The sequence below is a fragment of the Streptomyces sp. NPDC041796 genome (genome assembly GCF_055590785.1).
In genome coordinates this window covers 403,866-417,501 of record NZ_JBVJAH010000007.1, presented here as the reverse complement: position 1 = coordinate 417,501, position 13,636 = coordinate 403,866, and the positions used below count along the sequence as shown (strand labels likewise).

10 protein-coding genes are annotated in these 13,636 nt (G+C 70.2%); 6 read left to right on the top strand and 4 right to left on the bottom strand.

What is annotated here, in order from left to right; all coding sequences use genetic code 11:
* The first annotated feature begins 103 nt into the window (after positions 1-103).
* The gene (locus ACZ6C1_RS17425; RefSeq protein WP_469241844.1) at positions 104-3,217 is read left to right on the top strand and encodes an efflux RND transporter permease subunit; all 3,114 of its coding nucleotides are present in this window, start codon (positions 104-106) and stop codon (positions 3,215-3,217) included.
* 271 nt (positions 3,218-3,488) lie between these two features.
* Here ACZ6C1_RS17425 and nadA read toward each other — a convergent pair whose 3' ends face one another.
* Positions 3,489-4,676 (bottom strand): quinolinate synthase NadA, encoded by a 1,188-nt coding sequence (gene nadA / locus ACZ6C1_RS17420; protein WP_469241842.1) that lies wholly within the window; start codon positions 4,674-4,676, stop codon positions 3,489-3,491.
* 258 nt (positions 4,677-4,934) lie between these two features.
* Between nadA and erpA the strand changes: the two genes are divergently transcribed.
* Positions 4,935-5,291, top strand: coding sequence for an iron-sulfur cluster insertion protein ErpA (gene erpA / locus ACZ6C1_RS17415; RefSeq protein ID WP_064071056.1), 357 nt, complete (start codon positions 4,935-4,937; stop codon positions 5,289-5,291).
* A 131-nt stretch (positions 5,292-5,422) separates the two neighbouring features.
* Here the strand turns inward: erpA and ACZ6C1_RS17410 are convergent, their stop codons facing one another.
* Both ACZ6C1_RS17410 and ACZ6C1_RS17405 read right to left on the bottom strand, forming a co-directional pair.
* Positions 5,423-6,964 carry a hypothetical protein gene (locus tag ACZ6C1_RS17410; protein WP_469241840.1) on the bottom strand — a complete coding sequence of 514 codons (1,542 nt, stop codon included), beginning with the start codon at positions 6,962-6,964 and terminating at the stop codon, positions 5,423-5,425.
* 76 nt (positions 6,965-7,040) lie between these two features.
* Positions 7,041-7,253 carry a hypothetical protein gene (locus ACZ6C1_RS17405; protein ID WP_469241838.1) on the bottom strand — a complete coding sequence of 71 codons (213 nt, stop codon included), beginning with the start codon at positions 7,251-7,253 and terminating at the stop codon, positions 7,041-7,043.
* A gap of 128 nt (positions 7,254-7,381) precedes the next feature.
* Between ACZ6C1_RS17405 and ACZ6C1_RS17400 the strand changes: the two genes are divergently transcribed.
* On the top strand, positions 7,382-8,356 hold the full coding sequence (locus ACZ6C1_RS17400) for a carbohydrate kinase family protein (RefSeq protein WP_469241836.1): 975 nt from the start codon (positions 7,382-7,384) through the stop codon (positions 8,354-8,356).
* A gap of 14 nt (positions 8,357-8,370) precedes the next feature.
* Here the strand turns inward: ACZ6C1_RS17400 and ACZ6C1_RS17395 are convergent, their stop codons facing one another.
* Complete coding sequence (locus ACZ6C1_RS17395; RefSeq protein ID WP_469241834.1) at positions 8,371-9,750, bottom strand: aminotransferase class V-fold PLP-dependent enzyme; 1,380 nt, start codon at positions 9,748-9,750, stop codon at positions 8,371-8,373.
* Between the two features lie 645 nt (positions 9,751-10,395).
* Here ACZ6C1_RS17395 and ctaC point away from each other — a divergent pair.
* From ctaC to ACZ6C1_RS17380, 3 genes are read left to right on the top strand one after another with little or no spacing between them, the layout of a single operon-like run.
* Positions 10,396-11,367 (top strand): aa3-type cytochrome oxidase subunit II, encoded by a 972-nt coding sequence (gene ctaC, locus ACZ6C1_RS17390; RefSeq protein WP_469241832.1) that lies wholly within the window; start codon positions 10,396-10,398, stop codon positions 11,365-11,367.
* On the top strand, positions 11,364-13,112 hold the full coding sequence (gene ctaD / locus ACZ6C1_RS17385) for an aa3-type cytochrome oxidase subunit I (protein ID WP_469241830.1): 1,749 nt from the start codon (positions 11,364-11,366) through the stop codon (positions 13,110-13,112). The genes ctaC and ctaD overlap by 4 nt, the downstream gene beginning before the upstream one ends.
* Positions 13,109-13,507 (top strand): cytochrome c oxidase subunit 4, encoded by a 399-nt coding sequence (locus tag ACZ6C1_RS17380; protein ID WP_469241828.1) that lies wholly within the window; start codon positions 13,109-13,111, stop codon positions 13,505-13,507. The genes ctaD and ACZ6C1_RS17380 overlap by 4 nt, the downstream gene beginning before the upstream one ends.
* Positions 13,508-13,636: the final 129 nt, after the last annotated feature.

The following is a 13,636-nucleotide window of genomic DNA, read 5'->3' as shown; positions in this document are numbered from 1 at the left end:
GTGTATGCGGGGGATAAGTAAACGGGACCTGGGGGCGACGGATCCCCCTCCTCGGTGGCTGATCGTATGAAGACCTGCCGATCCGCCACAGAAGAGAGACCCCATGTCCTGGCTGTCCAGATTCAGCCTCGCGCAACGGGCCCTGATAGGGCTGATGTCGATCGTGGCGATCGTCTTCGGGGCGATCGCCATCCCGCAGCTCAAGCAACAGCTGCTGCCCTCCATCGAACTGCCGATGGTGTCGGTCCTCGCCCCGTACCAGGGCGCTTCCCCCGATGTGGTCGAGAAGCAGGTCGTCGAACCGCTCGAGAGCACCATCAAGGCGGTCGACGGCATCAAGGGCGTCACCTCCACGGCCAGCGAGGGCAACGCCCTCATCATGGCCACCTTCGACTACGGCGACGAGGGCACCAAGCAGCTCGTCGCCGACGTCCAGCAGGCCGTCAACCGCGCCCGCGCGCAGCTGCCCGAGGACGTCGACCCGCAGGTCGTCGCCGGCTCGACCGACGACATCCCGACCGTCGTCCTCGCCGTCACCTCGGGCAAGGACCAGCAGGCGCTCGCCGACCAGCTCGAGCGGACCGTCGTCCCGGCCCTGGAGGACATCGACGGCGTCGGCCAGGTGTCGATCGACGGCGTTCAGGACCTCCAGGTCTCCGTCACGCCGGACGACCGGAAGCTCGCCGCGGCGGGACTCAACCCCATGACCCTGTCCGAGGCGCTGAAGGCGGGCGGCGCGACCGTCCCGGCCGGCTCCTTCTCCGAGGCGGGCAAGAGCCGCACGGTGCAGGTCGGCGGCGGCTTCACCTCGCTGCGGCAGATCCAGGACCTGACGATCAAGCCCGAGAAGGGCGATGCGGTACGCCTCGGCGACATCGCCACCGTGAAGCAGGAGGAGTCCCGCAGGGTCTCCCTCACCCGAACGAACGGCAAGCCCAGCCTCGCCGTCATGGCCACCATGGACAACGACGGCAGCGCCGTCGCCATCTCGGAAGCGGTCCGGAACAAGCTCCCGGACCTGCGCGAGGACCTCGGGTCCGGCGCCGAGCTGACGGTCGTCTCCGACCAGGGCCCGGCGGTGTCCAAGTCGATCTCCGGCCTGACCACCGAGGGCGCGCTCGGTCTGCTCTTCGCCGTGATCGTCATCCTGGTCTTCCTGGCGTCCCTCCGCTCGACCCTGGTCACCGCGGTCTCCATCCCGCTCTCCGTGGTCCTCGCCCTGATCGTCCTGTGGACCCGCGACCTGTCGCTCAACATGCTCACCCTGGGCGCGCTGACCATCGCGATCGGCCGGGTCGTCGACGACTCGATCGTGGTCCTGGAGAACATCAAGCGGCACCTCGGCTACGGCGAGGAGCGCCAGGCGGCGATCCTCACGGCGGTGCGCGAGGTGGCCGGCGCGGTCACCTCCTCCACCCTCACCACCGTGGCGGTCTTCCTCCCCATCGGCCTGGTGGGCGGCATGGTGGGCGAGCTGTTCGGCTCGTTCAGCCTCACCGTCACGGCAGCGCTCCTGGCCTCCCTCCTCGTCTCGCTGACCGTCGTCCCCGTCCTCTCCTACTGGTTCCTCCGCGCCCCCAAGGGGACGTCGGCGGACCCCGACGAGGCCCGCCGCGAGGCGGAGGCGAAGGAGTCCCGCAGCGTCCTCCAGCGCATGTACGTCCCCGTCCTGCGCTTCGCCACCCGCCGCCGCCTCACCAGCGTGGCCCTCGCGATCGTCGTCCTCGTCGGCACCTTCGGCATGGCGCCGCTGCTGAAGACGAACTTCTTCGACCAGGGCGAGCAGGAAGTCCTCTCCATCAAGCAGGAGCTGCCGGCCGGCACCAGCCTGGAGGCCGCGGACGCCGCGGCGAAGAAGGTCGAGAAGGCCCTCGCCTCGGTCGACGAGGTGAAGGACTACCAGGTCACCGTCGGCTCGTCCGGCTTCATGGCGGCCTTCGGCGGCGGTACGGGCGCCAACCAGGCCTCGTACCAGGTCACGCTCACGGACTCCGCCTCGTACGAGAAGGCCCGTGACCGCATCGACGCCGAGCTCGGCAAGCTCGACGGCATCGGCGACACGACCATCGCGGCGGGCGACGGCTTCGGCAACCAGGACCTGAGCGTCGTGGTGAAGGCGGCCGACGCGAACATCCTCAAGCAGGCCTCCGAGCAGGTACGCGCCGAGGTCGCCGGTCTCAAGGACGTCACCGACGTCCAGAGCGACCTCTCGCAGTCCGTCCCCCGCGTCTCGGTCCGGGCGACCGCGAAGGCCGCGGAGGCCGGGTTCACCGACGCCGCCCTCGGCATGGCCGTCGCCCAGTCCGTACGCGGCACCCCGGCCGGCAAGGCGGTCCTGAACGACACCGAGCGCGACGTCGTGATCACCTCCGCCACGCCCGCCAGGACGCTGTCGGACCTCAAGGCGCTCCCGCTCGGCCCCGTGAAGCTCGGCGACATCGCCGAGGTGAAGCTGGTCCCCGGCCCGGTCTCGATGACCCGCATCGACGGCTCGCGCGCGGCGACCATCACGGCGAAGCCGACCGGGGACAACACGGGCGCGGTCAGCAGCGCGCTCCAGTCGAAGATCAGCGCACTCGATCTGCCCGACGGCGCCACCGCGTCCATCGGCGGCGTCTCCGAGGACCAGGACGAGGCGTTCGCCAACCTGGGCCTGGCGATGCTGGCGGCGATCGCGATCGTCTTCATGCTCCTGGTGGCGACCTTCCGCTCGCTGGTCCAGCCGCTGATCCTGCTGGTCTCCATCCCCTTCGCGGCCACGGGAGCCATCGGCCTGCTGGTGGCCACGGGAACAGCCATGGGCGTCCCGGCGATGATCGGCATGCTGATGCTGATCGGCATCGTGGTCACCAACGCGATCGTGCTGATCGACCTGATCAACCAGTACCGGGCACAGGGCCTCGGGGTCATCGAATCGGTCATCGAGGGCGGCCGTCACCGCCTCCGCCCGATCCTGATGACGGCCCTGGCGACGATCTTCGCCCTCCTCCCCATGGCCCTGGGCATCACGGGCGAGGGCGGCTTCATCGCCCAGCCGCTCGCGGTCGTGGTGATCGGCGGCCTGGTGACGTCCACGCTGCTCACCCTGCTCCTGGTCCCGACGCTGTACGCGATGGTGGAGCTCCGCAAGGAGCGGCGCCGCGCCAAGCGTGAGGCCAAGCGCGCGGCGAAGTCGGCACCCGCCGAGGAGAAGTCCCCGGCCCCGGCCAACGCGTAACGCCCGCGCGCCCGGCCAGGCACGACCCCGCACCCGGCGTACGGCCGGGGCGGGGCCGTGCAGGGGCACCCCACGCAGAGGCCGGCGGCGCCGATACGGCTCCCGTGTCCGGGCCCGAGGCCGCCGCCCTCAAGGCGAGCCCGGAGGGGCCACGCCCGCACCCACCGCCTCAGCCCGCCCGCACCCACCGAACGCCCGAGGGGCGCCCCGCAACCGGCGGGGCGCCCCTCGGGCGTACATACGCGGCGCAAGCGCTACGGCAGCGCAAGCGCTACGGCAGTGCCAGCATCCGCTCCAGCGCCAGCTTCGCGAAGCTCTCCGTCTCGCGGTCGACCTGGATCTGGTTGACCAGGTTGCCCTCGGCCAGCGACTCCAGCGCCCACACCAGGTGCGGCAGGTCGATGCGGTTCATGGTCGAGCAGAAGCAGACCGTCTTGTCGAGGAAGACGATCTCCTTGCCTTCCCCGGCGAAACGGTTCGCCAGACGCTGGACCAGGTTCAGCTCCGTACCGATCGCCCACTTCGAGCCGGCCGGGGCCGCCTCCAGGGTCTTGATGATGTACTCGGTCGAGCCGACGTAGTCCGCCGCCGCCACGACCTCGTGCTTGCACTCGGGGTGCACCAGCACGTTCACGCCCGGGATGCGCTCCCGCACGTCGTTGACGGAGTCCAGTGAGAAGCGCCCGTGCACCGAGCAGTGGCCACGCCACAGGATCATCTTGGCGCCGCGCAGCTCCTCCGCGGTCAGGCCGCCGTTCGGCTTGTGCGGGTTGTACAGCACGCAGTCGTCCAGGGACATGCCCATGTCCCGCACGGCGGTGTTCCGCCCCAGGTGCTGGTCCGGCAGGAAGAGCACCTTCTCGCCCTGCTCGAACGCCCAGTCCAGCGCCCGCTTGGCGTTGGAGGACGTACAGATGGTGCCCCCGTGCTTGCCGGTGAAGGCCTTGATGTCGGCGGAGGAGTTCATGTACGAGACCGGGACCGTCACGTCCGCGACGCCCGCCTCCGTCAGTACGTCCCAGCACTCCGCGACCTGCTCGGCCGTGGCCATGTCGGCCATGGAGCACCCGGCCGCCAGGTCCGGCAGCACGACCTTCTGCTCCTCACGGGTCAGGATGTCCGCCGACTCGGCCATGAAGTGCACGCCGCAGAAGACGATGTACTCGGCCTCCGGCCGCGCCGCCGCGTCCCGGGCGAGCTTGAAGGAGTCGCCGGTGACGTCCGCGAACTGGATGACCTCGTCACGCTGGTAGTGGTGCCCCAGGACGAAGACCTTGTTCCCGAGCTTCTCCTTGGCCGCGCGGGCACGCTCGACCAGGTCGGGGTCCGAGGGCGAGGGGAGGTCGCCGGGGCAGTCGACTCCCCGCTCGCTCTTCGGGTCGGCCTCGCGGCCGAGCAGCAGCAGGGCGAGGGGCGACGGCTGGACGTCCAGGGGCTGGGCGGTGGTCACGTCACGCACCCTTTCTTTTCTGCGGAGAACTTCTGCGGAGAGCCTTTTCGTCTAAATGACGTTATCTATCATAACCGCTTCACGTCACTTTGACGATGGCCATAGTGTCGATGTGACACATCCCCCCCTCCACAGGTCGGTGCTTGCCCGGGGCCCGATGTGCGAGCATGAAAGGGAAAGACAAGCGCTGTGCCCGGAATGAATCCGCGGCCCCGCCGGTTGCAACCGGTCGGCAAGCAGTCTCCGTACAACCCGGGAGAGAAGCAGATGTCCGTATCGGACGAGAAGACCACTGTCAGCGACGGCATCCTTCTGTCGGACGCCGCCGCGGCCAAGGTCAAGGCCCTGCTCGACCAGGAAGGCCGCGACGACCTGGCACTGCGCGTCGCCGTTCAGCCCGGTGGCTGCTCCGGCCTGCGTTACCAGCTCTTCTTCGACGAGCGTTCGCTCGACGGCGACGTCGTCAAGGACTTCAACGGCGTCAAGGTCGTGACCGACCGCATGAGCGCCCCCTACCTGGGCGGCGCCTCCATCGACTTCGTCGACACGATCGAGAAGCAGGGCTTCACCATCGACAACCCCAACGCCACCGGCTCCTGCGCCTGCGGCGACTCCTTCAGCTAAAGCTGGAGCTGGAAACGCAAGGCGGCGGCCCCGGACCATCCCCGGGGCCGCCGCCTTTTGCCGTGTGCCGTTGTGTGTCGCAGGGCTCCGCCGCGTGTCGCCGGGCTCCGCCGTGTGCCGCACCCGAAGGACTACCTCCGCGGCACCCGCTCACCGCTCGCCGCGTCCACGACCTGCCGGTCGCCCACCGGCTGGTCCAGCGTCACCGTGCCGGTCAGTTCCTTGGCGATCAGGATGCACACCCGGCCGGGCTCGATCGGCGTCTCGACCACCTTCAGCTTCACCTGCGTGCCGCTCTCCTCGGCCTCGACGGTGTACTTGCTGCACACCCCGCCCCAGAAGCGCGCGGTCAGGATCTTCCCGTCCGGGCTGTACGACTCGACCTGCCGCGGCGCCTTCCCGGTCCCCGGCGTCCCCGGCGTGCCGGACGGCTCCGGGCGCGGCGCCGGCAGGGGCGGCGCGGGCACCAGATGCTTGGGCGCCACCGCCGGATAGGTGATCGTGAACGGCCGCGCGTCGCCCTTGGGCGCCACCTCGAACAGCCAGGACGGTACGAGCGCCGGGCGGCCCGCCGTGTAGTGCGCCGCCAGCCCGAAGACCGCCTTGGAGATGGTCACCGTCTCCTTGGCCGCCGGGCCCTGCTTCGGCCCGCACGGGGCGACCGGCTTGGTTCCCGAGTCCTCCAGCGGCGCGGGCGTGGCGCACCCGCCGATGTTCCCGCCGCTGCCGCCACCGCCGATGCCCACCCGGCCGTCACCGGCCCCGGCGTTCAGCAGCTTCAGCGCCTCGGCCGCGCCGATCACCGGGTACTCATGGCTCTCCACCGGTGCCTTCAGCCGGCCGCTGCCGCCGCTGAGCGTGCCGTCCGCGGCCACCTGGATGCCGGTGGACCAGCCGTACGTCGGCAGCCCGCCCACGACCGGGTCCGCGTTCACCACCCGTACCGCGCCCATCACCTGGGTGGCGTCCAGCTCGGCGTCCTGCTGGCCCAGCGCCTTCAGCACCGGGGCCGCCGCCTTCTTCGCGGCTTCCTCGCTCACCGGCCGCGCGCCACCCTGGGGCTGTCCTCCCTGGGGCTTCCCGCCCGGGGACTGCCCGCCGGTGGGGCACTCCTTGCCCTTGAGGCAGTTGTCGCCGACCGGGGCCGTCCCGAACGTCCAGACGCCCGGGGCCTGCCGCTCCACCTGCAGCGTCGCGCCCGAACCGTCCTTGTCCGGTCCCACCTTCCAGGCCGTGCCGGCGGCCTTGGGCGTGCCGTCGACGCCCAGCGCCTTGGCCAGCCTGGCCACCTCGTCGGCCCCGACGGTGCCCGACGGCCGGTACAGGTGTGCCGAGTCCGGCCCCTTCGGCAGCGCGCCCGCGGCCCGGTAGACCACCCCGTCCGGGTCCGGCTCACCGGGCGCGATGCCCGGGCCGCCGCCCGGTGACCCGCCCGGCCCCGCGCCGCTCTCGGTGTGGCCGTCGAGGGCGAGCGGCGGCGGCTGCGCGGCGCCCGCCGCGGGAACGCCACCACGCCGGTCGTCACCGTCCGACGCCACCGTGGCGAAGTAGGCACCGCCGCCCCCGGCGAGCAGCACCGCCGCCGCCACCGAGGCGACGGCGAGCGGCGAACGCCCCCGGCGAGGGCTCTCCTGTGTCGGCTCCGTGGCCGGCTCCGGCTCCGTACTGCTCACCGCAATGCTCCTTCGTACGCCGTGGCCCCTTTACGGGAGACACCCGTGGGACGGAGCCGAGGAGCACTCGGTTCCCTCAGGCGCCGTACTCCGGCGCGGCGTCGATCAGCCGGGCGGACGCCGGCGGGACGACCACGCCATGGATCAGGGACGGTGACACGGGGGCCGGAACGGGCGCGGCCTCCGCCGGATCCACCCAGTGCGGAACCATGCGCGCGCTGTCCCCGCGCAGCTCTGCCAGGCTCACATCGGACTCGTGCTGCTCACGCGGAACGCTCAACTTCGACATGAACGCACCGTACGCACGTGAGAGCCGACCGAAAAAGACCTACTATCGGGTAGTTTCCGCATGTGGGGGGTGCCGCCGACCCGGTAGCGTGAACTGTCAACTCCACCTTCCCGCAGGAGCACCCAGCCGTGCGTATCGCAGTCACCGGCTCCATCGCCACCGACCACCTCATGACCTTCCCCGGCCGATTCGCCGACCAACTGGTCGCCGATCAGCTGCACACGGTCTCCCTCTCCTTCCTGGTCGACAACCTCGACGTACGCAGGGGAGGGGTGGCGGCCAACATCTGCTTCGGCATGGGGCAGCTCGGCACGCGCCCCGTCCTGGTCGGTGCGGCGGGCTCCGACTTCGACGAGTACCGTGCCTGGCTCGACCGGCACGGCGTGGACACCGGGTCCGTCCGGATCTCCGAGGTCCTGCACACCGCGCGCTTCGTCTGCACCACCGACGCCGACCACAACCAGATCGGCTCCTTCTACACCGGCGCGATGAGCGAGGCCCGCCTGATCGAGCTGAAGGCCGTCGCCGACCGGGTCGGCGGGCTCGACCTGGTGTCGATCGGCGCGGACGACCCCGAGGCGATGCTCCGCCACACGGAGGAGTGCCGCGCGCGGAACATCCCGTTCGCCGCCGACTTCTCGCAGCAGATCGCCCGGATGGACGGCGACGAGATCCGCACGCTCCTCGAAGGGGCGACGTACCTCTTCTCCAACGAGTACGAGAAGGGGCTCATCGAGTCCAAGACCGGCTGGACCGACGAGGAGATCCTCGCCAAGGTCGGCCACCGCGTCACCACCCTCGGCTCGCGGGGTGTCCGCATCGAGAGCGTCGGCGGACCCGTCATCGAGGTCGGCTGCCCGGAGGAGGAGGCCAAGGTCGACCCGACCGGTGTCGGCGACGCCTTCCGCGCCGGCTTCATGTCCGGCCTGTCCTGGGGCGTCGGCCTGGAGCGCGCCGCCCAGGTCGGCTGCATGCTGGCCACCCTCGTCATCGAGACGCTCGGCACCCAGGAGTACACCCTGCGCCGCACCCACTTCATGGACCGCTTCACCAAGGCGTACGGCCATGAGGCGGCGGCCGAGGTCCAGGCGCACCTGCCGTAACGGCCCCGCCGTCCCTAGGACGTCCGGCGGACCACGTACGCCGTGCCGTGGTCCGCCGGGCGTTCACCGACGTACTCCTGGCCGCGCATCCCGCACCAGGCGGGGATGTCCAGGCGGGCCGCCTCGTCGTCGGAGAGGACCGTGACGGTGCCGCCGACCGGAACGTCGCCGAACACCTTGGCCAGCTCGATCACCGGGATCGGGCACCGCCTGCCGAGCGCGTCCACCACCAGCGACTCCCCGTCCCCGGTCACGGGCCCGGCCGCCGGCGCCCCGAACCGCTCCCGGATTCCCGCCACCGTGCCCGGCAGCACCTCCAGAAACCGCTCCACGTCCGCCTCCGCCGTACCGAACGGCAGCGACACCCGGACATTGCCCTCCGACAGCACGCCCATGGCGCGCAGGACATGGCTGGGCGTCAGCGTCGAACTCGTGCACGACGAACCGGAGGAAACGGAGAAACCCGCCCGGTCCAGCTCGTGCAGCAGCGCCTCCCCATCGACATAGAGACACGAGAACGTCACCAGGTGGGGAAGCCGCCGGACGGGATCGCCGACCACCTCCACATCGGGCACCGCCTCCGGCACCCGCGTCCGGATCCGCTCGACCAGCTCCCGCAGCCGCCCGGCCTCCGCCGTAGCCTCCGCGCGGACCGCCCGCAGGGAGGCCGCCGCCGCCACGACCGCCGGGATGTTCTCGAACCCGGCCGACCGGCCCGACTCGCGTTCGTCCGCCGGTCCTTGGGGGGCGAACCGCACACCCTTGCGAACAACGAGCAATCCGACCCCCGCAGGGCCGCCCCATTTATGGGCACTTGCCGTGAGCACGGACCAATCGCCCTGCACGGGGCCCCACGCCAGTGACTGGGCGGCGTCCACCAGGAGCGGCACGCCCACCTCCCGGCACGCCGCGGCCACGTCGGCCACGGGCTGCTCGGTGCCCACCTCGTGGTTGGCTGACTGGAGGCAGGCGAGCGCGGTGTCGTCCCGCAACACGGCGGCGTACGCGTCCGGTGCGACCCGCCCGGCCCGGTCCACCGGCACCTCGGTCACCGCCCCGCCGTCCGCCTCGTGTGCGGCCGCCGCGTGCAGCACGGACGAGTGCTCCACCGCCGACACGACCAGATGCCGCCCCACCCGGCGGCGCCCGGCGAGCGCCCCGGCAACCCCCGAGTGAACCGCGCGCGTCCCCGAAGGAGTGAACACGAGCTCGTCGGGACGGCACCCCACCGCCTCGGCGGCCGCCTCCCGCGCCGCGTCCAGCAGCAGCCGGGCGCGCCGCCCCTCCCGGTAGAGCCGGGCGGGATCGGCCCACCCCTCGTCCAGCGCGGCCTGCAGGGCCTGCCGGGCAACCGGGTGGAGGGGGGCGGCGGAAGCGGAATCGAAATAGGGCACGCAGCCACGCTAACTCCGGTGGGCCCCACCCCGGGCCCCGGCCGCGACGGAAACGACCCTGGGCTGCCCGGCCCACCCCCGCATCCGAGCCCCCGAGTCCCAGCCGCACCCCAACCGAAGCAGGCCGCCCCGACCGAAACCGCCCCGAGTCCGGGCCGCCCCCCGAACCGAAGCAGACCCCCGGCCGAAGGCCGCCAGGGCCGCACCCCGAACCGAATCCGGCCGCACCGCGCCCCGGAGCCGGACGCCTCCGGGCGCCGCACCGCGCCCCGGGGCCGGACGCCTCCCGGCGCCGCACCGCGCCCCCGGAGCGGGACGCCTCCCGGCGCCGGGCCACCGCCGCAGCGGAGCACACCCCCGCACCGCAGCGCAGCACACCCCCGCACCGAAGCGGAGCGCACCCCCGCACCGAAGCGGAGCGCACCCCGCGCCGAAGTCCGAGCAGGACCCTCGGAAAATCGGCCCTGAACACCCCTTCGGGGTGCCCTGCGGCGCGTTGGGCACCCTCCCCGCGCGACCCCAAATAGCGTCCAGTAGGGTTTGGTCCGCATAAACATCCAAACCCCTGCCCGCGTCAGGGCCGGCGACCGACCAGCGTGACGGCCGCAGCCGACCGCGCGGGCGAGACTCTCGGGAAGGCGCTACGTGAGTCCCAACGGCTCCGACCGCTCGTCGCGGCGCCCGATGCGGCGGAAGCTGCCGCAGGTGCTGACTGCGGGCCTGATCCTGGCTACCGCCTCCGGTTGCTCGTACAACTGGGAGGACTTCCCCCGCCTTGGTATGCCCACCCCGGTGACGGAGGAGGCCCCGCGGATCCTCTCCCTCTGGCAGGGCTCGTGGGCGGCTGCGCTCGCCACGGGCGTGCTGGTCTGGGGCCTGATCCTGTGGAGCGTCATCTTCCACCGGCGTAGCCGCACCAAGGTCGAGGTTCCTCCGCAGACCCGGTACAACATGCCCATCGAGGCGCTGTACACGGTGACCCCGCTCATCATCGTCTCGGTGCTCTTCTACTTCACCGCGCGTGACGAGTCGAAGCTCCTGGCTCTCTCCAACAAGCCCGCCCACACCATCAGCGTGGTCGGCTACCAGTGGAGCTGGGGCTTCAACTACATCGAGAACGTCGACGGCAAGGCCGACACGGGCGCCACGCCCGCCAAGGAACTCGCCGTCGTTCCTGACAAGTACCAAAAGGAGTTCCCCCAGGGGGCCGAGGGTGTCTACGACTACGGCATCCCGGGCACGCGGAATCCGCAGAACGGCAACCCCGGCCCGACCCTGTGGCTGCCGAAGGGTGAGAAGGTCCGGTTCATCCTGACCTCCCGTGACGTCATCCACTCGTTCTGGGTCGTCCCCTTCCTGTTCAAGCAGGACGTCTTCCCCGGTCACAACGTGAACGTCTTCGAAGTGACCGCCACGGAGGAGGGCACCTTCAAGGGCAAGTGCGCCGAGCTCTGCGGCGTCGACCACTCCCGGATGCTCTTCAACGTCAAGGTCGTCTCCCCGGAGCGCTACCAGCAGCACCTGAAGGAGCTGGCCGAGAAGGGGCAGACGGGTTACATCCCGGCGGGCATGCAGATCACCGACTCGGCCAGGAACTCGGAGAGCAACCAACTGTGAGCATCCTCAACGAACCTCAGGGTGCCGCCGAGGCAGCCGACGGCTCGCGTGAGCCGTACGAGAACGAGCTGCCCGTTCGGCGCCGCCACCCCGGCGGTGTGGTCGTGAAGTGGTTGACCACCACCGACCACAAGACGATCGGCACGCTTTACCTGGTCACGTCGTTCGTCTTCTTCTGCATCGGCGGTCTGCTGGCGCTCTTCATGCGCGCCGAGCTGGCCCGTCCGGGTACGCAGATCATGTCGAACGAGCAGTTCAACCAGGCGTTCACGATGCACGGCACGATCATGCTGCTGATGTTCGCGACGCCGCTGTTCGCCGGATTCGCCAACTGGATCATGCCGCTGCAGATCGGCGCGCCCGACGTGGCGTTCCCGCGGCTGAACATGTTCGCGTACTGGCTGTACCTCTTCGGCTCGATCATCGCGGTGGCCGGCTTCCTCACCCCGCAGGGTGCGGCCGACTTCGGGTGGTTCGCCTACACGCCGCTGTCGGACGCGGTCCGCTCGCCGGGTGTCGGCGCCGACATGTGGATCATGGGTCTGGCCTTCTCCGGCTTCGGCACGATCCTCGGCTCGGTCAACTTCATCACCACGATCATCTGCATGCGCGCTCCGGGCATGACGATGTTCCGCATGCCGATCTTCACCTGGAACGTGCTGCTGACCGGTGTGCTGGTCCTGCTCGCCTTCCCGGTCCTCGCCGCCGCGCTCTTCGCGCTGGAGGCCGACCGCAAGTTCGGCGCCCACATCTTCGATCCGGCCAACGGCGGATCGCTGCTGTGGCAGCACCTCTTCTGGTTCTTCGGTCACCCAGAGGTGTACATCATCGCCCTGCCGTTCTTCGGCATCGTCTCGGAGATCATCCCGGTCTTCAGCCGTAAGCCGATGTTCGGTTACATCGGCCTGGTGGCCGCGACCATCGCGATCGCCGGTCTGTCCGTGACGGTGTGGGCGCACCACATGTACGTCACCGGCGGTGTGCTGCTGCCGTTCTTCTCCTTCATGACCTTCCTGATCGCGGTACCGACCGGTGTGAAGTTCTTCAACTGGATCGGCACCATGTGGAAGGGGTCGTTGTCCTTCGAGACACCGATGCTCTGGACGATCGGCTTCCTGGTCACCTTCACCTTCGGTGGTCTGACCGGTGTCATCCTGGCCTCGCCCCCGATGGACTTCCACGTCTCCGACTCGTACTTCGTCGTCGCGCACTTCCACTACGTCGTCTTCGGCACCGTGGTCTTCGCGATGTTCGCCGGATTCCACTTCTGGTGGCCGAAGTTCACGGGCAAGATGCTGGACGAGCGGCTCGGCAAGATCACGTTCTGGACGCTGTTCATCGGCTTCCACGGCACGTTCCTGGTGCAGCACTGGCTCGGTGCCGAGGGCATGCCGCGTCGTTACGCGGACTACCTCGCCGCCGACGGCTTCACCCTGCTGAACACGATCTCCACGATCGCCTCGTTCCTGCTGGGCATGTCGATCCTGCCGTTCTTCTACAACGTCTGGAAGACCGCCAAGTACGGCAAGAAGATCGAGGTCGACGACCCGTGGGGCTACGGCCGTTCGCTGGAGTGGGCGACCTCCTGCCCGCCGCCGCGGCACAACTTCCTCACGCTGCCGCGCATCCGTTCGGAATCCCCGGCGTTCGACCTGCATCACCCTGAGATCGCCGCTGTCGGCCAGCTCGAGAACCACGGGCAGAAGGACACCGCGCTGTTCGGTGGCAAGGAGGTCGGCAAGTGAAGATCCAGGGCAAGATGTTCATCTGGCTGAGCATCTTCATCCTCGCCATGGCGATCCTCTATGGCGTGTGGTCGAAGGAGCCGGCCGGTACGACGGCGCTGTTCCTGGCCTTCGGTCTGGCGATCATGATCGGCTACTACCTGGCCTTCACGGCCCGGCGAGTGGACGCCATGGCCCAGGACGACAAGGAGGCCGACGTCGCGGACGAGGCCGGTGAGGTCGGCTTCTTCTCGCCGCACAGCTGGCAGCCGCTCTCCCTGGCGATCGGCGGTGCGTTCGCCTTCCTGAGCATCGCGCTCGGCTGGTGGCTGCTGTACTTCTCCGCTCCGCTGATCCTGATCGGTCTGTGGGGCTGGGTCTTCGAGTACTACCGGGGCGAGAACCAGAACCAGTAAGCGGTCGCGCTTCGACAAGGGGCCCGGGGGGGGGGGGGGGGGGGGGGGGGGGGGGGGGGGGGGGGGGGGGGGGGGGGGGGGGGGTGGGGGGGGGCGGCTTCCTGTGGTTTTTTTGTGCAACACCCCCGC